The sequence below is a fragment of the Bacillus sp. RC242 genome (assembly GCF_044908245.1).
GTDB classification, from domain to species: Bacteria; Bacillota; Bacilli; order Bacillales; family Bacillaceae_G; genus Bacillus_A; species Bacillus_A mycoides.
Genome location: NZ_JBIYCZ010000006.1, coordinates 66,645 through 92,609 on the forward strand (window position 1 = coordinate 66,645; position 25,965 = coordinate 92,609).

General features: G+C 35.8%; 23 protein-coding genes and 2 pseudogenes. 19 read left to right on the forward strand and 6 right to left on the reverse strand.

Features of this window, described 5'->3' with window-relative positions:
- Positions 1-128: 128 nt before the first annotated feature.
- Together ABH957_RS13320 and ABH957_RS13325 are read left to right on the forward strand one after the other, a co-directional pair.
- Positions 129-605 carry a PH domain-containing protein gene (locus tag ABH957_RS13320; protein ID WP_113936586.1) on the forward strand — a complete coding sequence of 159 codons (477 nt, stop codon included), beginning with the start codon at positions 129-131 and terminating at the stop codon, positions 603-605.
- Positions 598-2,013 carry a PH domain-containing protein gene (locus ABH957_RS13325; protein ID WP_404511408.1) on the forward strand — a complete coding sequence of 472 codons (1,416 nt, stop codon included), beginning with the start codon at positions 598-600 and terminating at the stop codon, positions 2,011-2,013. The genes ABH957_RS13320 and ABH957_RS13325 overlap by 8 nt, the downstream gene beginning before the upstream one ends.
- Positions 2,014-2,112: 99 nt before the next feature.
- Here the strand turns inward: ABH957_RS13325 and hmoB are convergent, their stop codons facing one another.
- Positions 2,113-2,616: a heme-degrading monooxygenase HmoB gene (gene hmoB, locus ABH957_RS13330; protein WP_002087141.1), complete on the reverse strand. Its 504-nt coding sequence runs from the start codon at positions 2,614-2,616 to the stop codon at positions 2,113-2,115.
- Positions 2,617-2,743: 127 nt separating this feature from the next.
- Here hmoB and ABH957_RS13335 point away from each other — a divergent pair, with 127 nt between their 5' ends.
- The 6 genes from ABH957_RS13335 to ABH957_RS13360 all read left to right on the forward strand — a co-directional run bounded on the left by ABH957_RS13335 (position 2,744) and on the right by ABH957_RS13360 (position 11,470).
- Entirely contained in the window at positions 2,744-4,861 is a 2,118-nt protein-coding gene (locus ABH957_RS13335) for a transglycosylase domain-containing protein (RefSeq protein ID WP_404511410.1), read from the forward strand.
- Positions 4,862-5,050: 189 nt separating this feature from the next.
- Positions 5,051-6,097, forward strand: coding sequence for a uroporphyrinogen decarboxylase (gene hemE / locus ABH957_RS13340; protein WP_404511412.1), 1,047 nt, complete (start codon positions 5,051-5,053; stop codon positions 6,095-6,097).
- A 14-nt stretch (positions 6,098-6,111) separates the two neighbouring features.
- Entirely contained in the window at positions 6,112-7,047 is a 936-nt protein-coding gene (gene hemH / locus ABH957_RS13345) for a ferrochelatase (RefSeq protein WP_113936582.1), read from the forward strand.
- Positions 7,048-7,066: 19 nt separating this feature from the next.
- A complete protein-coding gene (hemY, locus tag ABH957_RS13350; protein WP_404511414.1) occupies positions 7,067-8,488 on the forward strand; it encodes a protoporphyrinogen oxidase in 1,422 nt (473 codons plus the stop codon).
- 217 nt (positions 8,489-8,705) lie between these two features.
- Positions 8,706-11,072: a DUF6359 domain-containing protein gene (locus ABH957_RS13355; RefSeq protein ID WP_404511416.1), complete on the forward strand. Its 2,367-nt coding sequence runs from the start codon at positions 8,706-8,708 to the stop codon at positions 11,070-11,072.
- Between the two features lie 98 nt (positions 11,073-11,170).
- Positions 11,171-11,470, forward strand: coding sequence for a hypothetical protein (locus tag ABH957_RS13360; protein WP_113936580.1), 300 nt, complete (start codon positions 11,171-11,173; stop codon positions 11,468-11,470).
- Positions 11,471-11,518: 48 nt separating this feature from the next.
- On the opposite strand, the gene ABH957_RS13365 is transcribed toward ABH957_RS13360, so the two are convergent.
- The gene (locus tag ABH957_RS13365) at positions 11,519-12,361 is read right to left on the reverse strand and encodes a hypothetical protein (protein WP_404455802.1); all 843 of its coding nucleotides are present in this window, start codon (positions 12,359-12,361) and stop codon (positions 11,519-11,521) included.
- Between the two features lie 230 nt (positions 12,362-12,591).
- Between ABH957_RS13365 and ABH957_RS13370 the strand changes: the two genes are divergently transcribed.
- The 6 genes and pseudogenes from ABH957_RS13370 to ABH957_RS13395 all read left to right on the forward strand — a co-directional run.
- Entirely contained in the window at positions 12,592-12,993 is a 402-nt protein-coding gene (locus ABH957_RS13370) for a BlaI/MecI/CopY family transcriptional regulator (RefSeq protein ID WP_064476877.1), read from the forward strand.
- A 2-nt stretch (positions 12,994-12,995) separates the two neighbouring features.
- Positions 12,996-14,933 carry a M56 family metallopeptidase gene (locus tag ABH957_RS13375; RefSeq protein ID WP_404511418.1) on the forward strand — a complete coding sequence of 646 codons (1,938 nt, stop codon included), beginning with the start codon at positions 12,996-12,998 and terminating at the stop codon, positions 14,931-14,933.
- A gap of 273 nt (positions 14,934-15,206) precedes the next feature.
- On the forward strand, positions 15,207-15,779 hold the full coding sequence (locus ABH957_RS13380) for a TetR/AcrR family transcriptional regulator (RefSeq protein ID WP_061688996.1): 573 nt from the start codon (positions 15,207-15,209) through the stop codon (positions 15,777-15,779).
- 206 nt (positions 15,780-15,985) lie between these two features.
- Positions 15,986-16,210: pseudogene (locus ABH957_RS13385) on the forward strand (YhgE/Pip domain-containing protein); the annotation flags it as partial.
- A gap of 641 nt (positions 16,211-16,851) precedes the next feature.
- Positions 16,852-17,982, forward strand: coding sequence for an RNA-guided endonuclease InsQ/TnpB family protein (locus ABH957_RS13390; RefSeq protein ID WP_404511420.1), 1,131 nt, complete (start codon positions 16,852-16,854; stop codon positions 17,980-17,982).
- 143 nt (positions 17,983-18,125) lie between these two features.
- Positions 18,126-20,546, forward strand: a pseudogene (locus ABH957_RS13395) (YhgE/Pip family protein); the annotation flags it as partial.
- Positions 20,547-20,585: 39 nt separating this feature from the next.
- Here the strand turns inward: ABH957_RS13395 and ABH957_RS13400 are convergent.
- Entirely contained in the window at positions 20,586-21,347 is a 762-nt protein-coding gene (locus tag ABH957_RS13400; RefSeq protein WP_404511422.1) for a hypothetical protein, read from the reverse strand.
- Between the two features lie 220 nt (positions 21,348-21,567).
- Positions 21,568-21,921 carry a PH domain-containing protein gene (locus ABH957_RS13405; protein WP_002134852.1) on the reverse strand — a complete coding sequence of 118 codons (354 nt, stop codon included), beginning with the start codon at positions 21,919-21,921 and terminating at the stop codon, positions 21,568-21,570.
- Positions 21,922-22,078: 157 nt separating this feature from the next.
- Here ABH957_RS13405 and ABH957_RS13410 point away from each other — a divergent pair, with 157 nt between their 5' ends.
- Genes ABH957_RS13410 through yknW form a run of 3 tightly spaced genes read left to right on the forward strand, consistent with a single transcriptional unit; the run spans position 22,079 to position 23,334 of the window.
- On the forward strand, positions 22,079-22,294 hold the full coding sequence (locus ABH957_RS13410; RefSeq protein WP_404511505.1) for a hypothetical protein: 216 nt from the start codon (positions 22,079-22,081) through the stop codon (positions 22,292-22,294).
- Between the two features lie 35 nt (positions 22,295-22,329).
- Positions 22,330-22,632 carry a DUF2087 domain-containing protein gene (locus ABH957_RS13415; protein WP_002087121.1) on the forward strand — a complete coding sequence of 101 codons (303 nt, stop codon included), beginning with the start codon at positions 22,330-22,332 and terminating at the stop codon, positions 22,630-22,632.
- Between the two features lie 24 nt (positions 22,633-22,656).
- Complete coding sequence (gene yknW, locus ABH957_RS13420) at positions 22,657-23,334, forward strand: YknW family membrane protein (protein WP_404511424.1); 678 nt, start codon at positions 22,657-22,659, stop codon at positions 23,332-23,334.
- Positions 23,335-23,509: 175 nt separating this feature from the next.
- On the opposite strand, the gene ABH957_RS13425 is transcribed toward yknW, so the two are convergent.
- Entirely contained in the window at positions 23,510-23,860 is a 351-nt protein-coding gene (locus ABH957_RS13425) for a PH domain-containing protein (RefSeq protein ID WP_404511507.1), read from the reverse strand.
- A 140-nt stretch (positions 23,861-24,000) separates the two neighbouring features.
- Between ABH957_RS13425 and ABH957_RS13430 the strand changes: the two genes are divergently transcribed.
- Together ABH957_RS13430 and ABH957_RS13435 are read left to right on the forward strand one after the other, a co-directional pair.
- Positions 24,001-24,510, forward strand: coding sequence for a GNAT family N-acetyltransferase (locus tag ABH957_RS13430; protein WP_404511426.1), 510 nt, complete (start codon positions 24,001-24,003; stop codon positions 24,508-24,510).
- Positions 24,511-24,734: 224 nt separating this feature from the next.
- Entirely contained in the window at positions 24,735-25,748 is a 1,014-nt protein-coding gene (locus tag ABH957_RS13435) for a LacI family DNA-binding transcriptional regulator (protein ID WP_098167236.1), read from the forward strand.
- A 39-nt stretch (positions 25,749-25,787) separates the two neighbouring features.
- Here ABH957_RS13435 and yhfH read toward each other — a convergent pair whose 3' ends face one another.
- Positions 25,788-25,916 carry a protein YhfH gene (gene yhfH, locus ABH957_RS13440; RefSeq protein WP_000567010.1) on the reverse strand — a complete coding sequence of 43 codons (129 nt, stop codon included), beginning with the start codon at positions 25,914-25,916 and terminating at the stop codon, positions 25,788-25,790.
- Between the last annotated feature and the right edge of the window lie 49 nt (positions 25,917-25,965).

Genomic DNA, 25,965 nt, shown 5'->3' on the forward strand with positions numbered 1-25,965 from the left:
CGATTAATGAAGGGAATTTTGAAGAAATGCTCGATATGACGTGATAACTATAATTTTACAAAATTGTATATAAAGCCTTATTTTCTGCTAATATATAATTAATAAATTCATATAATTGGAGTGATGAGATGCAGCCGTTAGAGAGGGAGATTCATTCTAATATGCTAAAAGTGTGGAGAATTCATGCTTTAATTGGGGCGGCAGTTATACTAGCAGTCGTAATTGCGTATTTCTTTTTTATGATTAACTTTAACTGGTGGGGCTGGTTGTTTGGATTGTTAGTGACAGGAGCAGTTATATACATACCACTTGACTATTTTGTATTTCCAAATTTACGTCAACGTTATTATAGTTACAGATTAAATGAAGAAGAGATTGAGATTCAAAAGGGAATGTTCGTTGTGAGGCGCGTACTTATTCCGATGATTCGCGTGCAGCACGTAACGATTGAGCAAGGGCCAATTATGAGAAAGTATAATTTAGCAGAATTACATATTTCAACAGCGGCAACTTCTCATAGTATTCCAGGCTTAACGAAGGAAGAAGCAGAGCAGTTGAAAAGACAAATTGGAGAGCTTGCGAAAGTGAGTGATGAGGATGTATAAGAGGCAACATCCAATCACGATATTATTAGGTATTAGGATTTCTAGTTTATTTCCACTTATTATCCTTGTTATGTTTAAACCTGAAGAACAAGTGAAACCCTGGTATTTATTTTATCTTTTCATCTTGTTTATTATATCCATTATGGCGATATTTTCAGCTATAAAATGGTATTTCAAAGTGTACTGGATTGAGAGTAATATTTTACATATAAAACACGGTGTTTTTGTGAAGAAGGAAAGTTATTTAAATAAAGACCGTGTGCAAAATATTAGTACATCTTCTAATGTCATTTATCAAATGCTTGGACTTACGAAATTAAATATAGAAGTAGCGGGCGGCGGTAGTGAGCCAGAAGTGATGTTAGCTGGTATTAGAGAAGATAAAGCGAAAGAACTGATTGCTTTATTACATAAAGAGAGAAGCGTTTTGAGTGAAGAGGCGCCCGCAGAAGAAGAAAGTAAGACGGTTTATCGGTTAACAGCGAAAGAAATTTTATTCGCATCTATTACATCTGGCAGATTTGGATTAGTGTTTTCTATGTTAGTAATCCTTTACACAGAGTTTAATGAATTCCTTCCAAAATGGCTCATAAATAAAGTGGAAGCGTATGTGATGGATAACGGTGTATATGAATTAATCGTTATGGCCGCGATTTTAATGGCGGTTTCGTGGGTCGTTTCGACAGCTGGTTATGCGCTAAAATATGCGAACTTTAAAATAGAGCGAAACGGAAATGAAATTCGTATTGTGCAAGGGTTATTTGATAAGAAAGAGTTTGTCTTAAAGCTCCACCGCATTCAAGCGATTACTGTAAAAGAAGGAATTCTCCGCCAGCCTTTCGGTTATTGCTCTGTCGAAGTGGAAGTCATTCAAAGTATAGAAGCGGCAGGGAATGAAGTGATGTTACATCCTTTTATGAAGAAAAAAGATGTACAGCAGCTACTTGCCTATTTACAGTTGCCATATGAAATAGAAGAGGAAATCGTTCATTTACCGAAGGCTGCATTACGCCGTTACGTCGTAATGGGCTGGATTACAAGCGCTGTGCTCGCTGTGCCAATCGCTGGTGCGAGTATATATTTTAAACAACATACTGCGTTGTTCGTTCTTATACCGCTATTTATTGTATTTACAATACTTGCATACGCTAGATATAAAAGTGGTGGATATATGATACGAGACAATCAGTTAGTAATGGTGCACCGAGGTCTCGCGAAATATACAGGGATCATGCGAAGAAGGCATATTCAAGTGGTCGGATACAATCAATCTTATTTTCAAAAGAAAGACGAGTCATGTACAGCTGCTGTAGCGGTGGCGGGACATGGTTATGAAGTGAAGCATATGCGAAAAGAAGACGCGCTTCGCATATATAATTGGTACAAAGAAAAAGGAAACACCGTGTAATGGTGTTTCCTTTATTTGTGTCGTCATTTGTCGATAAGTCGATATATTCGAAAAATCGCCGATATAATTTCATATACCGCCGACTCCGAACTCTGAAAATTAAACTAAAACATCAAAAGTAGTCACGAACGACGGGCGAGAGAAAATACTTTTTTGCTGTTCTGCATGTGGATGCGCCTGAGCCTGAGCTTGTCCCTCTGCTTGTGCAGGACGTTTTTTATGAGCGTTTTCGAATGAACGTGATTCTGTCCAGTCTTTAAAGTTTTGCTCAGTTTCCCACATCGTTAAGATGACATATGTATCATTACTTAATGGACGAAGAACGCGGATTGCTTGGAAACCAGGTTCGTTTTCGATTAGACCAGCACGGTTTTTAAAACGGTTTTCAAATACAGGGCGACCTTCGTCTGTTACAGAAATGTTGTTACAAACGATGTAGCCAGGTTGTCCTTTAAATTCTCCAACAGCGTCTAATACGTCATACTGAAGTGTGGATTCCACAGATTCTTCAGTATTTTCTTTATAAAACATATCTTTTTCGTTATTTTTTGCAGTGAAATGTGCTTGTTCTAGAGGTGTTTCGTATGAAATAATAGCCTTCATTTTAATGCCCCCTTTATGGTTTGTCTCTATTATATCAATTCTCTTAAAAAACTTCGAAGATTATATACATAAAGATACTTCTTTTTCAAATAATAAATGTACCATCATTTGGAAAGAAGGCCGATGTATGAAGAAAGCAAAGTGGACTTTATTAGGCGGGATAGCAACGTTCGTAGTAGCGATTGTACTCTATAAACTTATTGTGTTAACTGGTGGCTATATGATGGATGAAAAGCAGCTTGTTTTCCACTCTTCATCACGTATCGTTGACCAGAAAGGAAAAGAAATTACGAAGTTATATGTAGAAAATAGAGAGCTCGTGCCGATTGAAGAAATTCCAAAGTACGTGCAGCAAGCATTTATTGCTGTGGAAGATTCTCGTTTTTATGAGCATCAAGGAATTGATTACCCTTCTATATTTCGGGCGCTTTATAAAGACGCGTTAGCTGGAGAGAAGGTAGAAGGCGGTAGTACGATTACGCAGCAACTAGCTAAAAATGTCTTTTTAACTCGCGAAAAAACATTTACGCGTAAATTGAAAGAGGTCGCAATTTCTCTTCAATTAGAGCAAAAATATACGAAGCAGCAAATTCTTGAAATGTATATGAACCATATTTATTTCGGTCATGGGGCATATGGTATTCAAGCGGCAGCAAAGTTGTATTTTAATAAAAATGTAGAAGATTTAACAGTGGAAGAGGGAGCTATGCTTGCAGGGCTTCCGAAAGCACCAAATGGCTATTCACCGTACTTATCCCTAGAAAAGAGTAAAGGGCGCCGTGATCTTGTTTTGTCACTTATGCATAAACAAGGCTATTTAACAGCGGAAGATAGTGTTCGTTACCAAGGGAAAACAATCGCTCTTTATAAAAATTCAGATGAACGTGAACTCGCATATATGCCGTATATCGATATGGTTATAGATGAAGCGGCGCGTTTATATGGTTTATCGCATCAAGAAGTACTGCGCGGAGGATATACGTTTGTCGTACCGATGGATGAAAAAGTTCAAAAGGTAGCATATAACCAGTTTCAAGATGCGAGAAATTTCCCTGGTAAAGAAAACGGGGCGCAAGGTGCATTTTTATTAATGGATAATCAGACTGGCGGAATTAAAGCCGCGATTGGCGGAAGAGAGTATGTTCCGAGAGGGCTTAATCGCGTTTTTGCAAAGCGGCAGCCTGGTTCTGTTTTAAAGCCGCTTATCGTATATGGACCTGCACTTGAGACGAAGAAATATAATCCATATTCTTTATTAACGAATGAAAAAAGTTCGTTTGAAGGTTATGAACCTCGAAATTATAATCATGAGTATACGAAAGAGATGACGATGTACGATGCGGTATTAGAATCAGCAAATGTACCAGCTGTATCTTTATTAAATGAATTAGGGGTAGATGAGGGAAAGCAATATTTAGAGAAAGGGAATGTTCATATTGCGGACTCAGGTTTAAGCACAGCACTTGGCGGGCTGAAAAATGGTGTGTCTCCATTTGATCTTGTCAAAATGTACCGATCTTTTTTAGCAAACGGGAATATTATCGAACCGCACGTTATCGATAAAGTGTTAAATAGACACGGAGCAGTCATTGGAGAATCATCAAAAGCTGAAACGAAAGTCTTTTCGAAGCAAACGGCATGGTATATGACAAAGATGCTTGAAGGAGTTGTGAAAGAAGGTACGGCGAAAGCTGGCGTATATAATGGAGCTTTAGCTGGAAAAACAGGCACAACTTCACTGCCGAATGATGACAATGGTGCGCGTGATATGTGGTTCGTTGGATATACACCGAATTTAGTAGGTGCAGTTTGGATTGGCTATGACCGCACCGATAAAGAGCATCAATTACAAGATGGAAATACATCTGCAACGATGTTATTTAAAAAGATTTTAACGAAAGCAAATATACAAGATAAAGCGAGTTTTCATAGGCCAAAAGGTGTTGAAACAATTGGACTGCCAATTCGTTTAGATAAGATTCAAAACGTGGAAGCAAAACTAGCATTTAGTCCTTTCGGTTTATTTGCAATGAAACTAAGCTGGACGCCGCTTCCTGATGAGAGAATTATGTACCGGATTTATAAAGTTGAAAAAGGAATTCATACTCACGTTGGAACGGCAAAAGGAACAGGGAAATATGAGGAAAAGTTTATTAATATATTCTCAAAACCAAGTTTTTACGTTGTGCCATATAACACACAAACGAACCGTGAAGGAGAAAAGTCAAAAGTAGCTAAACCGTAGTTTTTCTCTGTGCTATAATAAGAATGTTGTGAAAATAGTAAACGTTTTTACGAACGTTTGTGTCAATTTAATGAACAACGTACATAATGTTATGCATTTTGTTTTTACAAGCTGTATAGTAAAAAAAGATAAATATCGGAATAGAGCATATTTAAAGAAAAAGCATTGGTAAGGAAGGGAGCTAGGGTCTTGGTAAGAACTATAAATGAGACATTTTTAAAAGCATGTAGGGGGGAACGTACAGAGTATGTACCAGCATGGTATATGCGTCAAGCAGGTCGTTCACAGCCGGAATATAGAAAGATAAAAGAGAACTATTCTTTATTTGAAATTACACATAATCCAGAGTTGTGCGCTTACGTTACAAAGTTGCCAGTTGATCAATATAACGTAGACGCAGCAATTCTTTATAAAGATATTATGTCACCACTACCTGCAATTGGTGTTGATGTGGAAATTAAATCTGGCATTGGTCCAGTTATCGATAATCCAATCCGTTCTTTACAAGACGTAGAAAAATTAGGGGAAATCAATCCAGAAGATGACGTACCTTACATACTAGATACAATTCGTTTATTAACGACAGAAATGTTAGATGTACCGTTAATTGGTTTTTCAGGAGCTCCATTTACGTTAGCGAGCTATATGATTGAAGGCGGTCCTTCTCGTAATTATCATAATACGAAAGCGTTTATGTATGCAGAGCCGAAAGCTTGGTTCGCTTTAATGGATAAGCTTGCAGATATGGTTATTACATATTTAAAAGCGCAAATTAATGCAGGAGCAAAAGCGGTTCAAATTTTCGATTCTTGGGTTGGAGCAGTAAATGTAGCGGATTACCGCATATTTATTAAACCAGCGATGGAGCGTATTTTTGCAGAAGTTCGCCCGATGGGTGTTCCAATGATTATGCACGGCGTAGGTGCTGCACATTTAGTGAATGAATGGCACGACTTACCGCTTGATGTAGTAGGTTTAGATTGGCGCTTACCGATCGAAGAAGCACGCGCACGTGGTGTTCACAAGGCGGTACAAGGAAATATGGATCCTTCATTCTTATTAGCACCTTGGCCTGTTATTGAAGAATATGTAAAAGGTATTTTAGATCAAGGGATGAAGCAGCCAGGTTATATCTTTAACTTAGGGCACGGCGTATTCCCAGAAGTAAATCCAGATACATTAAAACGCTTAACTACATTTATTCATGAGTACTCTAAAGAACAGTTAGCGAAGTAAAGGAGATTGTCTGTATGAAAAAGAAAATTGGTTTGCTTGTAATGGCATACGGAACGCCATATAAAGAAGAAGATATTGAACGTTACTATACACATATTCGCAGAGGAAGAAAGCCAAGTCCTGAAATGCTAGAAGATTTAACAGAGCGTTACCGTGCAATTGGTGGTATTTCTCCTTTAGCTACTATTACATTAGAGCAAGCTAAAAAGTTAGAAACGCGTTTAAATGAAGTTCAAGATGAAGTAGAGTACCACATGTATCTTGGTTTAAAACATATTGAACCGTTCATTGAAGATGCAGTACAAGCTATGCATAAAGATGGAATAGAAGATGCAATTGCACTCGTTCTTGCCCCTCACTATTCTACTTTTAGCGTGAAGTCGTATGTAGGACGAGCGCAAGAAGAAGCAGGAAAACTTGGGAACTTAACAATTCACGGCATCGATAGCTGGTACAAAGAACCGAAATTTATTCAGTATTGGGTCGATGCAGTGAAAGGTATATATAACGGTATGTCAGAAGCAGAACGTGAAAAAGCAGTGTTAATCGTATCTGCACATAGCTTACCAGAAAAAATTATCGCACTTGGCGATCCATATCCAGATCAATTAAACGAAACAGCTGACTATATTGCACGTGGTGCTGAAGTAGCAAATTATGCAGTTGGCTGGCAAAGTGCCGGAAATACACCAGATCCTTGGATTGGTCCAGATGTACAAGATTTAACGAGAGAATTAAATGAAAAGCACGGCTACAATTCATTCGTATATGCACCAGTTGGATTTGTTGCGGAACATTTAGAAGTTTTATATGACAATGACTTTGAGTGTAAAGTGGTAACGGATGAAATTGGCGCGAAATATTATCGTCCAGAAATGCCAAACGCATCGGACGCATTTATCGACTGTTTAGCAGATGTTGTATTAAAGAAAAAAGAATCTGTAATGTAAGTAGAAAGGGGGAGCTTACTTGAGGAAAAAAGTTGTGATCATCGGCGGTGGCATCACAGGATTGACAACAATGTATAACTTACAAAAAGAAATTCGTGAAAAAAACTTGCCGATAGATGCATTGCTTATAGAAGCGTCTGGTAAACTTGGCGGGAAAATTCAAACCGTTCAAAAAGATGGATTTACAATTGAACGTGGCCCTGATTCTTTCTTAGCAAGAAAAGAGAGCGCAGCTAAGTTAGTGAAAGAATTAGGACTTGATGCTGAACTTGTAAATAATAAGGCCGGTCAATCGTTCGTTCTCGTAAACAATCGGTTACATAAAATGCCGAGCGGTTCAATGATGGGAATTCCAACGCAAATTACGCCGTTTCTATTTTCCGGATTGTTCTCCCCAATTGGTAAACTAAGAGCTGGTTTTGACTTATTAATGCCTAGATCAAAACCAGTTTCTGATCAATCACTCGGGCAGTTTTTCAGGCATCGCCTTGGAAATGAAGTCGTTGAAAATTTAATTGAGCCATTATTATCTGGTATTTATGCAGGGGATATTGATGAAATGAGTTTAATGTCAACATTCCCTCAAATTTATCAAATTGAACAGGAGCACCGTAGTATTTCACTCGGTATGCGTACGCTCGCTCCAAAGCAAGAGAAGGCTGAATTGAAAAAAGGAATCTTTAAAACTGTGAAAACCGGTTTAGAATCTATAGTAGAATCTCTTGAAGCGAAGATTCCTAATGATATGGTAATGAAGGGAACTCGTATCGAAAAGGTTGCAAAACTTGGTGATAGTTATACGATTACGCTTAGTAACGGAAAAGAAATGGAAGCAGACGCGATTGTAGTTGCGACGCCGCATAAAGTATTGCCATCTATGTTTGCGCAGTATAAGCAGTTTCGTTTCTTCCGTAACATTCCGTCTACATCAGTTGCAAACGTGGCACTTGCTTTCCCAAAGTCTGCAATTCAGCGTGATATTGAAGGTACCGGATTTGTCGTATCAAGAAATAGTGATTACACGATTACAGCGTGTACGTGGACACACAAAAAATGGCCACATACAACGCCAGAAGGAAAAACGCTTCTTCGCTGTTACGTCGGACGCCCAGGTGATGAAGCGATTGTTGAACAAACTGACGAAGAAATTGTGCAGCTCGTACTCGAAGACTTACAAAAGACAATGGATATTACAGAGGATCCAGAGTTTACAATTGTAAGCCGCTGGAAAGAAGCGATGCCTCAATATACAGTAGGCCATAAAGAGCGAATGAAAAAGCTCACAACATTTATGGAGGAAGAATTGCCAGGTGTGTATTTGGCAGGTAGTTCTTACGCTGGTTCTGGTCTTCCAGCTTGTATTGAGCAAGGTGAGAGAGCTGCAAAGTGTGTGCTAACTCATTTAGAGAAAGTAATGGAGACTGAATTAGTCGCACATTAAAATATTTCAAACAAAACGCCTTCAATTATATTGAAGGCGTTTTGTTTATTGGATAACATACCTTTAGTCAATAAAGCTATATAAGTTATTTTGTATTATAGTTTGAAAACTTGTAAATTAAATAAATTTTGTGTAAAACTTGTCGAAATATAGTTCTATATAACGAATCATTTGATATGATAGAAATGTTGAGAAAATATGAAATAGGGAGAGGGAAATGGCTGTGAAGAAATTATTAAGTGTCTTTTTATCATTGATGTTATTGCTTTCATTTACTGGAACTTTAGCGCAGGCGGAAGAAACTACTTCTATGTCAGTAGAAAAAGCAATTCAAGTATTTAAGCAGCAAGGGAAAACGAAGGGGATAGTGGAAGGATATATCGTTGGGTATACGCAAAGTCCTTCTAAATACACGAAAGATCCGGCTAAGTTTGACGACACAAACGTGGCAATTGCCGATTCGCCAAACGAAACGAATCCAGACAAAATCATGCCTGTTCAATTGCCAAAAGGCGATGTGAGATCGGCAGTAAATGTGAAAGACCATCCTGAAAATATCGGGAAGAAAGTTAGGTTGACAGGGACGCTTGAGTTATATTTCGGTAGCCCAGGTTTAAAATCAGTAACAGCTCATAAGTTTCAAGGAGAAGAACAAAACCGCGTTAGCGATGTAGTGGCATCACCAAATGGTGGGGAAGTTGCAAAAGGAACAGCAGTAACATTAACAACGAATACAGAAGGAGCAACAATCTACTATACGTTAGATGGCTCTAATCCTACAAATAAAAGTGTTCGTTATAACGGACAAATTGTAGTGAATGAAAATAGTGTAGTGAAAGCAATCGCTGAAAAAGAAGGGCTTACTTCTTCAGCAGTTTCGACATTTTCATTTATAATCGTAACAAATGAACCAGTTCGTATTCATGATATTCAAGGGAAATCACATATTTCTCCTTACAATGGGAAGAAAGTAAACAATGTGGAAGGCGTTGTCACAGCGCTTGATAAAAATGGTTTTTATATAGAAGATAATCAGCCGGATAATGATCCAGCTACTTCTGAAGGTATTTACGTATACAAAAAAGATACGAATGTAGCAATAGGAGATCTTGTCCAAGTTGATGGAGAAGTAGAAGAATATGTTGGGCCTGGATATGCAGAGCGATTTGAAACAGACTTAACGACGACGGAAATTAAGGCGAGTCGCGTTGCAGTAATCGCAAAAGATCAACCTTTACCAGCGCCGATTGTATTAGGAGAAAACGGTGTAAAAATCCCTGATCAAATTATCGATAATGATGCATTCAGTCTATTTGATCCAAATGAAGATGCAATCGACTTTTATGAAAGTGTAGAAGGCATGCGCGTTACGATGCCAACGCCAAAAATTATCGCTCCGCAGAAAAACGGTAATTTATATGTAACAGTAAAAAATGGCGGAGATAAAGTAGTAACGAAGTATGGTACACCTTTATTAGATAAAGAGCAATTAAATCCAGAGCGCCTTTCTGTAAAAGTACCTCGTGATTATGTCGCGAAAGTAGGCGATACGTTCACTGGAGATATAACAGGCGTAGTAGGATATGACTACGGTTCGTTCCGCATTTCGCCAGTAACGGAATTACCATCTGTAGTGGACGGCGGATTTAAGCAAGTAGGGGCAAATATTCAGCCGCGTCTTGATAAGTTAACAGTTGCTACATATAACATTGAAAACTTCTCAGCGAACAAAAAAGAAACAACAGATGAAAAAGTAAAAGCGTTAGCTTATTCTATTAAATATAATTTAAAAATGCCTGATATTATCGGTGTACAAGAGATGCAAGATAATAATGGAGCAATCAATGACGGTACGACTGATGCATCTTTAAGCGCAAAACGTATCATTGATGCTGTATTAGAAATTCGTGGACCGAAGTATGAGTATGTAGAAATTGCGCCGAAAAACAATCAAGACGGCGGGGCACCTGGAGCGAATATTCGCGTCGGTTTCTTCTATAACCCATCTCGTGTGAAATTAGCGACAGTACCGAAGTTACTAGATAAAAATGTAGTTCGTATTGGAGAAGAAAATCCTTTATTTGAAAGTACACGTAAACCGTTAGCGGCAGAATTTACGTTCCAAGGACAAAATGTTGTTGTCATTTCAAATCACTTAAACTCAAAACTAGGAGATGCAACGCCATTTGGAAAAGTGCAGCCGCTCGTATTAAAGAGTGAAGAAAAACGAGTTCAATTAGCACAAGAAGTGAATCAAGTCGTACAAGGTATTCAGAAAAAGAATACGAATGCGCCAGTTGTTGTATTAGGTGATATGAACGATTTCGAGTTCTCTAAACCACTAGAAGCACTAGAGGGAACGATATTAAAAGATATGTTAAACACAGTGCCGAAAGAGAATCGCTACACGTACATTCATGAAGGTAACGCACAAGTGTTAGATCATATTTTAGTAACGAATAACATCGCACCGCACACAATTGTAGACCCTGTACACTTAAACTCAAACATTATGAAAGAACATGGACGTGTAAGTGACCACGATCCAGTACTTGTTCAAATTGATTTGAAGAAGGCTTCTTAAAGTAGGGGAACGCTTAGAAACATACTAAGCGTTCTTTTTCTGTAAAAATCATGTTAAAATTGATTAAAAATTCAGTTTTTATAATGAGGAGGTTAAAGATGCAAGCATGGTTAAATGGAAAGTTAATGAATCGGCTTGCAATTTTTTTTAGTACGATCGTGATGCTCCAATTTGTAGCTGATGTAACAGGGCTTACTCAAAGTTTAGACATTACGTATAACTTAATACATACAGCATCTTCCTATATAACGTTTAGTTTGGCGGTTATTTTTACTTTAATCGGTGCAAGAAGAGAATTAAGTAAATATGCAATTATTGCATTATGTTTAGTGGTAGCTATTAAAGCAATTTATTTTGCGGCTGTTGTTATTTTGTGGGGATTGGCTGGTACGCCGTAAATGAATAAAAAAACCTAATTTCCAAGATAACGTGAGGAAATTAGGTTTTTACAATGGCTGAAAAGCTTTTCTACATCGATCTCGTTTTTGAAGTCTTCTCATATATCTTTTTTTGTCCCGTTGTAATCCTTTTATGTACATAAATAAGCTGACAAGGAAGAAAAATGTACATTGTAAAATGTATGGTGACATCCCGTGTAATGGTTGTTTTGGATCATATAAGTGAATAGGTGCTCCGCCTATTGTAGGGAATATTGTATTTAGCAGGACGAAGGGAATGGAAGTAACTGCCAATGGGAATAGAAGTGCCATGTAATCCTTTTGTGACCATGTGGACGCTGCTAAGCCTAAGAGGGCCATTAAACCAGCGAATAAAAAATTAATCCCAATATATAGATAAATATAAGTGATGGGAGAAGAGAAATATAACTCTGCGAACATTCCGTTGCCATTTATCATGCTAGTACCGACGGTCGGCTCTCCATTTGGAATTGTTAATTTGCAAAGTAATAAAGAAAGAATGAACGGTAAAGTATAAAGAAATCCACCGCAGAAAAATGTAACGATATACTTTGTAAAGGAATACGAGAATAGGGAAATTTCCTTACTTATAAAAGTTTTGAAACCATCGGATTTATCGGAATTATAACTCGTACTAAATGGTAAACTTGCAATAACAGGCATTAATAATAAATAAATATCCATTTCATTATTACGAAACCCGATCCATTTAAAAGCAGTTGCTATAGCCCCATTCGTTGCGTCTCCTAAATAACGAATTACATAATAATAATGATAAATAGAAATAAGAGCTAATCCACTAAACATAATAATTAAAGAAACACGATTACAAAAAGCTTGCCTTATATTTAAACGAAGTGCACGCATCATGACTGAAAAAGCCTCCACTATTTTTATAAATCTGTCTACTGTCTATATTACTATTAATTGTAAGGATTTTCTTGCTTTTTTATTTGTTTATTAGAAAAAGAGGAATTTTGTTGTTGTTAGGTAAGGTTTAACTGAAATTATATTTTTCTAAAATATGGTTGACAATTAAGTATTACATTTGTAATCTTAATTGTAGATTACAAATGTAATACTAAGGAGTGAAATATACTATGACAAATCAATTACCTAAAATATCTGAAGCGGAATTAGAAATTATGAAAGTACTTTGGTCTAACTCTCCACAAACAGCGAATGAAATTATAGAAGTACTAGAAGATGAAATGGACTGGAAACCGAAAACAATCCGTACATTAATTAATCGGTTAGTACAAAAGGAAGCCGTTTCTTATCATCAAGATAAAGGGCGTATGTATGCTTATTATCCGTTAGTATCACAAGATAATTATTTGCAAGTTGAAACAAAATCTTTGCTAAAGCGTTTTTGCGGCGCAGCGTTTAAGCCATTACTTGTTAATTTTTTAAAAGAGGAAAAATTGTCTTCAGAAGATATTAACGAACTGAAACGCATTTTAGATGAGAAGACAGAGGAGAACAAGAGGAAGGATAGATAACAATGATAGACACGCTTATAAATGTATACCTTCCTCATTTTTTTGATTGGCTTATAGAAACGTCACTTATGGCTAGCATATTAGTTGGATTTATTTTATGTATAAAAGTACTATTTAGAAATAAATTAACGCCCCGATGGCAATATATGCTGTGGATCGTATTAATGATAAGACTTCTTTTACCATGGTCACCAGATAGCTCTTATAGTATTTATTCATTACTTTCCTATAGTTCTAGTGTATCGGAAGTTTTTCCAAAAAATATGCCGTCTACTGAGAGTATAGTGAACATAGAAACTAATCATACAGTGGAATTGGAATCAAATTCTGAAACTGTGACAAAAAATGGTGAACCTGAAGTAAACGCGAGTGCGGAACAACAGACTACATTTTCTTTATACAAACTTGCTCTATATGTTTGGCTAGCTGGGGTAATCGTATTAGCAGTCATAACGTTTATTACAAATAGACGGTTATATTCTTACATAAAGAAACAATCAGATATTACGGATGAACAGGTCGTTACAGTGTTTAATCGCTGTAAGCAGTCTATGAAAATGAAGAAGGCAGTTTCATTACGTCTAGCAGGAAAGATTGCGAGCCCAACTGTTTTCAGTTTCTTTCGTCCGAAAGTATTACTATCAAAAAAACATATGAAAGTATTAAATGAGCAACAATTACAATATGTCTTTTACCATGAGTTAGCTCATATTAAGAGAAACGACGTAGCTGTAAATTGGATTATGTACAGTTTGCTCCTATTAAATTGGTTCAATCCGATTCTTTGGTATGCCTATTTCTGTATGCGAGAAGATCAAGAATTAGCCTGTGATGCATATGCGCTTACTTTTATAGATAAAGAGGAGCAAATTGCATACGGTCATACAATTATTACGCTTTTAGAACATTATTCCTATCAAGCACCAAGCCTAGCAAATTTAAGTAGAAATAAACGAACATTAAAAAGGAGAATCGTTATGATTAAAAAGTTCCAAAAAAAATCGTATCGTCTTTCTTTACTTGGAATCATTGCTATAGCAGCTATAGCAGGCGGATTCTTATTAAATGCAAGGATAACTGAGGGGGATGAAAGACAGAAAGAAAAAGTTGTAGAAAAAAAGCAATCTAAAGCGGCTTTTGAAAAAGCGATAGAAACAGTATTAGGTACACCGGAGAATGCAAGTAGAGAATGGGGGATGTCAATAAAGTCATATAAAAGGAATACAGATTTTTTGTATTTGGCAGAAAAGAATTTTACAAAAGAAGAATTTGAGCAGTATGTTCAATTATTTAAGGAAGCGCAAGAAATTCATAAAAAAGCAATGGTTAAGAAAAATGTGCCTGAGAATTATGATGGAGATACAATGGAATATAAACCTGAACGCTTGAAGAAAGCTGATCAAGAAAGACTAGCTACTATTGAGAAGACATTAAAACCGCTTGGAGATAAGCTGGAGAAGTCTTTAACATATACTATAGAAGAAGCGAAAGATCATGTACCATTTCAAATTAAGCAGCCGACTTATATGACTGAAGGTTATGAGTTAAAAAGAGAATGGGCTGATTCATATTTTGGAAGAGATGTAGAATTAGTTATTAAATCAGAATATACAAAAGGGAAATATGGTTTTACAATTTATCAGTCAAGAATGTATGTAGGTGGTAATAAGGATCCACTACACTACATGATGCCTGGAGAAGATAATCTAGAAAGTTATAGTTTAGACGGGAAAGGAATGGTCTATAATAAATCTTCTCATGGAGAGGGTAAGTTAAAAGGTGTCAAAATGTTTGTACCAGCACAAGGTAAGAATAGTGAGTATCAAATTGTTATAGTGAATGATATTTTTACAAGAAGTACAAAGATATACGAAGAGATAATCGATGATGAGCTAACTAAGAAAGAGATGGAGAAAATATTACTTTCTATGTCAAAATAAAAGACAGTGTTCTTAAACTTTTGGTTTTAAGAACACTGTCTATTTAATTAGATTTCTAGTGTGATTTAGCCAGCAATTATTATGAATATATTCTTGCTTTCCATACAAGTATACTTTTTGATACACTATGGACAGTATGATATAACTTGACTGGAATTTTTTTATACTGGGAATAATAAAAAAGAGAACTTGTATAGAATGTAAGCGTGTGGTAATATCAAAGATGTACTGATTGACTATATTATCCAATTGGTCATTTTTGGAGGTGACGATGTGGCGATAGATCGAAAACGTTCTATTATTGAAGCTGCAACAAAGTCTTTTTCAGCGTTCGGTTATAAGGCGACGACGATGGATCAAGTTGCGAAGTTAGCGAATGTAGGAAAAGGAACGATTTATACTTTTTTCAAAAATAAAGAAGAGCTATTTGGTGAAATTATTTCTAATTTAATTACAGAGATGAAGCAAGTTGCAGAAAATGCAATTCGTTCAGATATTTCATTTTTTGAAAATGTACATAGAGCATTATATAGCATATTAGAATTCAGAAAAGAACATCAGCTCATGATTAAGTTAATTCAAGAAGAGCGTGATATGGGAACGAAAGAAGTACAAGAAGTGATGCAACAAGTAGATGTGGAAATCGTTTCTGTCATTCAATCGTATTTAAAGATTGCGATTGAAAAAGGTGAAATTAGCAAATGTGATCCAGAAATTACAGCATTTATTATGCTTCGCTTATACGTATCGCTTATTTTTGATTGGGAAAAAAATCATGAACCGTTAGAAAAAGAAAAAATATCGGAATTATTCGAACTTTATTTACTAAAAGGATTGTCAAATTAAGATAATCCTTTTAATATTATAAAAAATGACCAATTGAACAAATTGGTCAATCGTATAAGGAGGATGGTTAAATATAATCATGTAGATGAAAATGTGCATAGTATAAATTCGGGGATAAGGCATATGTATGAACAGATATAGCCTTTTTATTTGGGTAAAAATGACTAAAAATACATTTTGGTCATTTTTGAAAAGGGGGATAAATTATGAAATGGCATAAGTTGCTTAGTAAAGAATTTGCAGAGATTATAAAAAGTAAAAAAATATTAATCCCAATCATTGCGGTTTTATTTGTACCGATTTTATATGCGGGTATGTTTTTATGGGCCTTTTGGGATCCGTATGAACAGCTAGATGACTTGCCAGTGGCGGTAGTCAATTTAGATAAAGGTGCAGTATTTGATGGGAAACCAATTGAGGTCGGAAAAGGGTAATTAACTGTTACGATTTATTTAACCAATTAAAACTAAAGTTAATTAAATATATCAGTAAGCCCTGCTAGTCAAGTGATTGGCTAGTAGTGAGGGTTAACTGCGGGCAATCCCTAAAGCTGATTGAACTACAACGTGGCTAGAAATGGCGAGCGTGAATGTCGCGAAAGCAGAAAAAATCAATCAGATGGTGCAAGGTTAAATCCTAAACACTAGAACAATGGGTCTTCCGCCTCGAATCATCTAAGTCAAAATGGATAAGATGAACGTTCAACGACTATCTCGTATAACTGACGAGAGTACATCACAAGCCTATGGTGGTGGAAAAATCCTCTATCTCTAAGTAGATAAACATATAGTCTGCGCTCATGTGAAAACATGAGAAGTTCATAAGAGAACTGGCTAAGGAATTGCGCCCTTAGTTGAACAAGATGAATTTTATTGAATCTATCAAACTTTATTGAATTTATCGAACGTACGTGCTATGTTTGGTTCGATGAGGTGAGAATAATAATGAAATTTTCACGAGTTAGTCAAGTATCGGAATTAACAGGTTTGTATCCTGGTAGTCTCAGGAGAATGCTGGTGGAACACGCTACTATTCAGAAGAACAAATCTTTCATTAAAGAAGTTAAATTCTGATGATATTAGCGAAGAAAGTCAGACTGATTCCAACGCCTGAACAAGAAAAAGTGCTTAGAAACCATGCTGGAGCTGCAAGATTTGCTTATAACTATTGTAAAAGAATGAGTGATAGATACTATAAGCTATTTGGAAAATCTGTTTCACAGTTAGCTTTACAGAAACGATTTACAAAGATCAAGAAGCGAAAGCAATATGAGTGGTTAAAAAATATCAACGCACAAGTTCCCAAACAGGCTTCAAAAGATTTTGACAAGGCGCGAAAAAATTCGTTCGAAAAGTACCAAAATGGTTATCACACTTCTTATAAATCCAAAAAAGATTTAATCCAAGGATTTTATGCCAATTATGAAAGACTGATTATAGGAAAGAAAGTAGTTCATATTCAGTCTATTGGAGAAGTGAAAACAAGCCAACAACTACCAAGAAACAAAAAGCCATCCAATCCAAGAGTTACATTTGATGGTCGTCACTGGTGGATTAGTGTAGGGTTCAAAGAAGACTTTGAATTACAAGAGCTAACCAATGAGTCGATTGGTGTGGATGTTGGTTTAAAAGAGCTGTTTGTGGCTTCTAATGGTATGAAAGAACGAAATATAAATAAAGATGCTAAGGTTAAAAAACTTTTGAAAAGGAAAAAGTCAGCGCAAAGAGATATGTCTAGGAGATTTAAAAAAGGTGTAAAAATTCAATCTGCCGGATATGAAAAAGCTAAAGCGGAGCACCTGCGGTTATCTAGGAAAATTACGAATATCCGAAATAACCATATCCATCAAGCAACAGCAAAATTGGTGAAAACCAAACCAATGAAAATTGTTGTGGAAGACTTACCTATCTCAAACCTGTTAAAAAACAAAAAACTATCGAAAGCATTTTCATTTCAAAAATTAAACTTCTTCTTTCAATGTTTGTCATACAAGTGCGAGAAGTATGGCATTGAGTATGTAAAAGCTGATAAATGGTTCGCCTCAAGCAAGATTTGTTCATGTTGCGGAGTTAAATACGACCATTCAGTTCAACCAGAAGGACAGTGGAGTTTAAAAATACGTGAGTGGTGTTGTGTTTCATGCAATAGCCATCACGATAGGGATGTAAATGCTGCGATAAATTTATCAAGATGGGTAAAATAAATGCTTGATAATAGGAGGTAACGATACTGCCTCGTGTGGAGTGTTATACCCCTCGTCCCTTCGGGGTTGCGAGAACACGATGAAGCACTAACTTGTGTAAATTTGATTGAATTGTATAGATTTAGTTAAGTTTATCGTATCGGCTCGTTGATAACTTAAAAGATAATACAAGTTTCAAATGGGAATTTGTAAGTGAAAAAGAAGCGAAAAAAGGAATGGAAGGTAGAAAGTATTACATGTTAGTACGCATTCCAGATGACTTCTCAAGTAATGCTACAACGTTATTAAAAGATGATCCAAAACCATTAAACTTAGAATACATTCCAAACGAAAGCTTGAACTTCTTATCTTCACAAATTGGCGGAACAGCCATTGAAAAAATTAAAGGTGAAGTATCAAGTACGTTAACGAAAACATATGCAGAGAAAATGTTGGATTCCATTAAAGACGTCTCAAAAGGATTAGCAGATGGAGCAGAAGGGGCAAATAAACTACACGACGGATCAAGTGAGTTACATGATGGTTCAAGTAAAGTGACGGATGGCCTTCATACACTTCAAGGGAAGTCTGGAGAGATGAAAGATGGAGTTCAGAAATTAGCAGATGGATCTAATAAATTACAAGATGGATCCGGAAAAGTGACAGCAGGTTTAAATACATTAAATAGCAAAACGGGTGAGATGCAGATAGGTATAGGGAAATTACAAGATGGATCCGAGAAAGTAACAGCAGGCTTAAATACGTTAAATAGTAAAACAGGTGAGATGCAGACAGGTATAGGGAAATTACAAGATGGATCTCAGAAAGTAACGGCAGGTTTGAATACATTAGTAAGTAAAACAGGTGAATTAAAAACAGGAACGAATGAATTATCAACTGGCATGGAAAAACTTGCCGAAGGACAAAGTGAATTAGAGGGAGTTTCTCAAAACATTGAAAAGGGTTTGCAAGAGTTAAATAGTACAGTGAAAAATTCTGTTGCAGGCTTAGAGGAAATGCAGTCGAAAGTTCCTACTATATTAAATACGGTAAATCAGAAAATAGATGGTGCTGGAGAAAATATAAGTCAGTTAAATGAAGTCGCTCAATCAACAGCAGGGGATGCAAAAACTGCAGCGCAAGATGTTGCAAATTTACAAAAACAAATCGAGAGTTTACCAAAAGAATATCAAGAGCAGTTACAACCATATATAACAAATGCGGCAAAAAGTACAGCGACGGTTCAGCAGAAAGCTGCCGGAGTAGCAGGTGGAACAAATAAATTAAATGAAGAAGTAAAACAATTAAAAGGCGAAATACATCAAACAACAAGTGATGCGCAAAACAAATTACCGAATACAGCGGGATTGAAATCTTTAACGGATGGTATTGAGAAATTAGCCAGTGGACAAAAAGGATTTGTTGAAAATTTCCAAGGATTTGGTAAGAATTTAAATGCAGCAAAAGAAGGCGCAAATAAATTTAAAAACGAATCCGGTCAATTAATTGATGCGATAAATCAATTAGCAGATGGCTCGGGTCAAGTAACAGGTGGCTTAGACACATTATCTGCAGGAGCAAATCAAATGGCAGGCGGAATAAATCAATTGGCAGATGGATCAAACCAAGTAACAGGCGGTTTAGGCACATTATCTGTAGGAGCAAGTCAAATGACAGGCGGAATAACGCAATTAGCAGATGGCTCGGGTCAAGTAACAACTGGCTTAGGTACTCTAAATGGTGGCCTAAATAAAATGTCAACTGGCTCAACCCAGCTAATCGACGGAGTAAATAAACTAGCAGACGGCTCTGGAAAAGTGACTGACGGACTCGTAAAAGTAAACGACGGTTCAGGTGAACTTGCTGAGAAGCTTGGTGAAGGCGCAGAAAAAACGGGAGAAGTAAAAGGAACGGATAAAACGTATGATATGTTTGCAAGCCCTGTAAAAGTGAAGACAGAGAAACTAGCGGAAGTTCCAAACTACGGAACTGGGTTTACACCGTATTTCTTATCACTCGGTTTATTCGTTGGGGCATTACTATTATCTATCGTATACCCATTACGCGATACAGTCGGCGTTCCCAAATCAGGATTTAGTTGGTTTATTAGTAAGTTTGGTGTTTTACTATCAGTCGGTATTATTCAAGCAATAGTAGCAGATGTCATATTACTGTTCTGGTTAGGTGTAGAAGTACAAAGTATTCCATACTTTATACTCTTTAGTATTGTTACGAGCTTAGCGTTTATTTCATTAATTCAATGTTTAGTAACAGCATTCGGTGATGCAGGGCGTTTCATCGCCATCATCACATTAATTATTCAGCTTACAACAAGTGCTGGAACATTCCCGCTAGAGTTGATTCCGAAGTATTTACAACCATTCAATGCTTGGTTACCGATGACATATTCTGTATCAGGATTGAAAGCAGTCGTATCAAGCGGAGACTTTAACTTCATGTGGCAAAATATAGGGATACTCATGATCTTTATCGTTTTATTATCACTTGGAACAATTGCTTCATTAACTTGGATGCATAAGCGACAGTTTAAAAATATTGCTGAGAATCAATCGATTGAAGCTTAAATAAGACCAATAAAAAAAGGCACCGAAATGGTGCCTTTTTTATTGGTCTTGTTTTATTGGTTGAGAAAGTTCATTTGTTTTTCTATTTTTACGGAACAAGTATATAACAATACTTATAAGAATAATTGTTGCTACAATCCAAACAAATGGACCATATCTTTCAGCAAAAGTATATAGTTTCATGTTGCTGGAAATGTCCTCTTTTGTTTTTCCTATTAGAATTTCAGAGCCACTATAACCTTCAAGTGTATCTCCTTTTTTTATACCAAAAATAAGAGTGTCTGATTTGTTTTCTATTCCTGTGTATCGGTATCCTTTACCTTTAATTGTTAATTGAGTATCATCTTTTTTTAGTGTGTAGTCTTCGGCGGAAATATCTTTTCCTGACAGTGTAATTGGTTCCATTGAGAAGCGGATTTCTTTTAATGCAGGAAGAGCCTCATTGTTTAGTAAGAGCTGCTTTGCAATATGCTGCTCGGTATCAATGTTTTTCCAATTTGCCTTTCGTCGTTTATATGTATTAATTTCAAGAAGTGCAAATTCTTTATTTTGAAGTTTTTCCTCTGTAATAGGTTGCGCGGTAGTTAATGTTCCTTTTAATAAAATCACACCGTCTTGTGCAGATTGAAATGAAGAGACTTCCTTCGTTTCTTTTAATGTATTGATAGCACCTCTATAATCTTCTTTTCCTAAAAGAACAGCTCCCGTATGTACGGTTAAAATAAGATATAGGATGCTTAATACTATAATAGCTTTTTTCACTATGTACCCTCCAAAGTATGTATAAGTTAATTGTAACATAATTTTCCATATGGAATTTATTAATTTTAATAATAGGTTATGAGAATGGGGGTGATAAGTAAATTAAGAGAAGTGTGGATGAGAGAGAAATACAGTTGTAAGAAAGGTGAACTGTACTTCTCTTTTAGATGAAAAGTATTTTATTCCGTAAAATCCCGATTGGTGTAGGCTAATAATCAGTGGGGGATGAACAAAATCAACCACTGATTAAAGTTTCACTTTATTGAATTCTTTTTCTCTGTATTACATTTAAAAAACCCTCAATATTTGAGCTTAAAATTTGTCCCACCGTTATATATTCGTCTTCATAGTAAAATATTAGTTTTTTATCAAAGAATGTTCTTTTCGTCTCTATGGATAGAATTTTTTTATATTCAAATTCCACAATCAATGCATTTTTACAACATTTGAATGATTGTCCATAAAAAATAACCCTCCTATTAGTGGCAAGTAACACTCCGGAACGAGGGACATTATGTGTAATAATATAGCCAATAAGTGAACATCTTAAAATGGATAAAATATTTTCTTCATGATGTAATAGTTGTTTTGCATCCTTTAAAATTTGATTCATTGCATATTTGGTGTATGGTCTTTTGAATATTACTCAGAATTGTTCTTACTTTCCAAAGAGTATCTTCTCCTTAATTTTACCATATCTCATGTTTAGGCTAAATGAAAGAACAGGAATTGCAACAATTTGAATAGAAGTATATTACATGGGAGTTGATATGATGAAAGGAAATCTTACTTATTATTTTATCGTAAATCCGCTAATCATCTTTCTTGTTTACGCCCTTTCACCTATCTTGTTTCAAAAAGAAAAATATATAAATATGAAAGATGCACTAGGAATACTTTTATTCTACTATGTGCTAATTAGCGGGTATTACCTTATGGATGTTATAAGTAAAAGAATGAAGAAGAATAGTAAAGACAAACGATAAATTTTATTGCATAAAAACCGATGGAGGACAACAAAATGACTGAAAGTGAAATGAAATTCAGGGATACGACGATTCGTAACTTTTTCGATAAAGAGGACCGCCTAAAATCGATTCCAGGTCAAAAGAAGAAAAAACTAGTATTGTTGGAGCATTTAATTAGCAAGTTAAACGCTGAAAATCAATATACAGAAAAAGAAATTAATGCATTTATAAAACAATATCATGATGATTTTTGTACAATTAGACGCGAGTTTATTGTGCACGGATTTATGGATCGAGAGGATAATATGTACCATATAAATGGGAGAGAAGTATGGACGAAGTGGGAAGAGTTATAAATGTAATGAGGAAGGGGGATTTTCTTGCAAGCTAGTAGTCTTATGCATGAAGAACTTTCGGAAAAACCATCGATTTTTGGGATATTCACTTCGCCAACATTACAATTCAAAAGGATGAAAAATCAAAGAAATATATTCTTTCCACTAGTCCTTTTAATTGTGCTTATTATAATTTCAAGTGCCTTAATGTCTTGGAATTCTTTAAATAATCCTGCACTCAGTATGTTTCATGATAAAACGGGATTTACTGTTCCGAAATACATAAATTTCTTTACTACATTTGGATTTTCAGCAGTCAGTGGAATCGTAGCTATACTTTTTGCACCTATATTCTATAAGAACATTATGATTTTCTTTGGAGTTGATATTAACTATAAAGAAACATTCCCGATAATCATTTATGCTTCGTTTGTATTAAGGATAGGGATGATTTTAAACGGATTAATTGCATTTTCTCTAAGTGGGTATGAGATATCTTATACAGGTTTAGGTGCAATAGCGACAGATAATATGATCTTGCATACAATCGCTCAAAGAATAGATATATTTAATATTTGGTATTACGTTTTATTAGGAATAGGTTTAAAAACGATTACGAATTTAAATAAAGACAAACTTATTCCTCTTATTATTGTACTTTTCGTTTTCACTAGTTTATTAGCGAGCATGGCTGGGTTTATGCAGGAAATATCTAAAGCGTAAGGATAGGTGGGAAGTATAATTATAAGCTTGTATGAAAAAGGTGGTTTGGATATGGACAAACCACCTTTTATCCCGCTATTTGCTGGGCAGCAAAACTTCCGCCCCAAAATGCGGCTGGAGCAAAGAAGCTAGGTGGGAGATCAACAGCCCGTAAATGCCCGATTAGTAGCACGCGCTAGTCTTGTATTTTTCTTTGTAGTAAGTCTATGAACTCTTCAATATTTGAACTTTTAATGTATCCCACCGTTATATATTCATCTTCATAATAAAATATTATTTTTTTGTCAAAAATTCTTCTCTTCGTTTCTATAGATACAATTTTTTCATACTCAAATTCGGAAATTAATGTATTTTTATATTGGCTAAAAAAGAGAATTCTTCTATTAGTAGCAAGTAGCATGCCCGGATACGGAACTTTATGCGTAATAATATAGCCAGTAAGTGAACAATTTAAAGTAGATATAATAACTTCGTCTTTATGTAATAGTTGTTTTGCAGCTGTTAAAATTGGATTCATTTTATGCATTCCTTTTATATAGATGTAAGGATGTTGTATCAAAAGTGAAAAGATTCTCAATATGTAATGTTGCATATTGAGCGTTTTAGAGATTCTTAGTTTGATAGTTCCAATATTATTTTTAAAAGAAAAAGGTACGAGGTGATTCGGTGATACGATTAGCAAAAGAGGTTGATGCGGAATCAATTATGGATATTAGAAAAGAAATTATATTATCAGAAACTACTACAAAGTTTTTTATAGTATCTCCAAATAAAGTACCAAATGATATTGATTTAGAAAGAGAAAAGATACAGACAAGTAGTGAAAAAGGCAACCTTTATATAGTTTACGAGGTAGATAGTAAGGTGGTTGGCTTTCTGGTTTTCAAACGATATGAACTAGAACGCTTACGACATGCAGGTACAATGGGAATGGGGATTAGAGAGGCGTACTGTAATCAAGGCATTGGTACGAAGCTAATTGAATTTCTTATTAGTTGGGCTAAAGGGCAGAAAGGTTTAGAGAAAATTTGCTTAGGTGTAGTTTCTATTAATGATAGGGCAATTCAAGTGTACAAACGTATTGGCTTTGTAGAAGAAGGAAGACAAAGAAAGCAAATTAAATATGAAGATGGATCATATGGAGACGACGTATTGATGGGTTTTTATATTGAATAGAATTCTTATTAATTAAGAAGGTGTATATGCGTTATGGTATGTACATCTTTTTTCATATGCATATTGTGAAATTCTAAAAGTAGTGTGTAATTCCCTGCCATTAACAGACTTTTCCCTATGTATAATATTAATATAGTAAAATCATAAGAACCTATATTGCAGTTTCCAATAATATACTATATAATCAGGGTAAGAAAACGTTTTCATGCAAAGGGGGAAATTTCGTGTCGACTATCGAGGACGTGGCGAAATTAGCGGGGTTATCAAGGACAACGGTTTCTAGGGTGATCAATAATCATCCATATGTTTCAGATGAGAAGAAGAAAAGGGTTCAATTAGCAATGAAGCATTTAGGCTTCGTTCCTAATTCTGCGGCGAGAAGGCTTCGTAAACAAAAAACAGAAACAATTGCGGTGCTTGTTCCAAGGATTACAAATCCTTTTTTTAGTAGATTTATTGAAGCAATCGAGATTGCTGCTTCTGAACATAAATATAAACTGATTATTTGTCAAACAAGATATTTACCGGAAAAAGAGATGGAGTATTTACAATTATTATCTACGAAACAAGTAGATGGGATTATTCTATGTTCACTAGAAAATCCATGGGAGAATGTGGAGCCATACTTGCAACACGGTCCAATCGTGTTATGTAATGAATATATTGAGGAAGCAAATGTTCCAACAGTGAAGTTCGATCATGCACAGGGTGCATACATAGCTGCCAATCATGTATTAGAACAAGGATATCGTAATCTGATATTTTGCCGTGGTAACGAAACGAAAGTAGTGAGCCAACAGCGAAAAATGGGCTTTTTACGCGCTATTACTGAAAAGAGTAGAGAAGTGGAAGCGATCGATTTTCTTGAAAACGCTTTCTCTTGGGATGATGGAAAACGAATATTCAATGAAGTATTAAAGGACAAAAAAAATCCTACCGCGATTTTGGCAGGAGGCGACGAGGTTGCAGCTGGAATTATCTCAGAGGCGAAACGCCATGGTTGGAGTATTCCAGAAGATCTCGCTGTGATCGGTTTTGATAATCAAATTTTAGCGCAGATTACGGAGCCAGGTATTACGACAATTGAACAACCAATCGACGAGATGGCCCGAAAAGTTGTCGACCTGATGATGGATAAAATCCATACGAAAAATTATCGACAAAAAGAATTGTATGAGTTTGAACTGGAGCTCTTGGTGAAAGGTTCAACGATGAAAGATAAGATGTTATTAGCCTAGTAGACTATGTCTGCTAGGTTTTTTTATGTTCACAAACTACTATTCTTCGTGAACGCAATCGTCACATTTGTTATGGTATGCTTCGTGCTGCTCATCAATTTCCTTCCCGCAATGAGCACAAGTTTTCGTCGGTAAATTTCGGAAAAACTCCATTGGTTGATCGATCATGTCAATCCCTCCATTTCCATTTCTTACTATCATTGTATTAGTACAAAAA

What these genes read in the sequence shown, in the direction of transcription:
- ABH957_RS13360 (WP_113936580.1), top strand. Translation starts at nt 11,171, where the DNA reads ATGCAAGCATGGTTAAATGGAAAGTTAATGAATCGGCTTGCAATTTTT.
- ABH957_RS13400 (WP_404511422.1), bottom strand. Translation starts at nt 21,347, where the DNA reads ATGTTACAATTAACTTATACATACTTTGGAGGGTACATAGTGAAAAAA.
- ABH957_RS13375 (WP_404511418.1), top strand. Translation starts at nt 12,996, where the DNA reads ATGATAGACACGCTTATAAATGTATACCTTCCTCATTTTTTTGATTGG.
- ABH957_RS13320 (WP_113936586.1), top strand. Translation starts at nt 129, where the DNA reads ATGCAGCCGTTAGAGAGGGAGATTCATTCTAATATGCTAAAAGTGTGG.
- ABH957_RS13415 (WP_002087121.1), top strand. Translation starts at nt 22,330, where the DNA reads ATGACTGAAAGTGAAATGAAATTCAGGGATACGACGATTCGTAACTTT.
- ABH957_RS13365 (WP_404455802.1), bottom strand. Translation starts at nt 12,361, where the DNA reads ATGATGCGTGCACTTCGTTTAAATATAAGGCAAGCTTTTTGTAATCGT.
- ABH957_RS13425 (WP_404511507.1), bottom strand. Translation starts at nt 23,860, where the DNA reads ATGCATAAAATGAATCCAATTTTAACAGCTGCAAAACAACTATTACAT.
- hmoB (WP_002087141.1), bottom strand. Translation starts at nt 2,616, where the DNA reads ATGAAGGCTATTATTTCATACGAAACACCTCTAGAACAAGCACATTTC.
- ABH957_RS13405 (WP_002134852.1), bottom strand. Translation starts at nt 21,921, where the DNA reads ATGAATCAAATTTTAAAGGATGCAAAACAACTATTACATCATGAAGAA.
- ABH957_RS13390 (WP_404511420.1), top strand. Translation starts at nt 16,852, where the DNA reads ATGATATTAGCGAAGAAAGTCAGACTGATTCCAACGCCTGAACAAGAA.
- ABH957_RS13325 (WP_404511408.1), top strand. Translation starts at nt 598, where the DNA reads ATGTATAAGAGGCAACATCCAATCACGATATTATTAGGTATTAGGATT.
- ABH957_RS13410 (WP_404511505.1), top strand. Translation starts at nt 22,079, where the DNA reads ATGATGAAAGGAAATCTTACTTATTATTTTATCGTAAATCCGCTAATC.
- ABH957_RS13370 (WP_064476877.1), top strand. Translation starts at nt 12,592, where the DNA reads ATGACAAATCAATTACCTAAAATATCTGAAGCGGAATTAGAAATTATG.
- ABH957_RS13355 (WP_404511416.1), top strand. Translation starts at nt 8,706, where the DNA reads ATGGCTGTGAAGAAATTATTAAGTGTCTTTTTATCATTGATGTTATTG.
- hemH (WP_113936582.1), top strand. Translation starts at nt 6,112, where the DNA reads ATGAAAAAGAAAATTGGTTTGCTTGTAATGGCATACGGAACGCCATAT.
- yhfH (WP_000567010.1), bottom strand. Translation starts at nt 25,916, where the DNA reads ATGATCGATCAACCAATGGAGTTTTTCCGAAATTTACCGACGAAAACT.
- ABH957_RS13335 (WP_404511410.1), top strand. Translation starts at nt 2,744, where the DNA reads ATGAAGAAAGCAAAGTGGACTTTATTAGGCGGGATAGCAACGTTCGTA.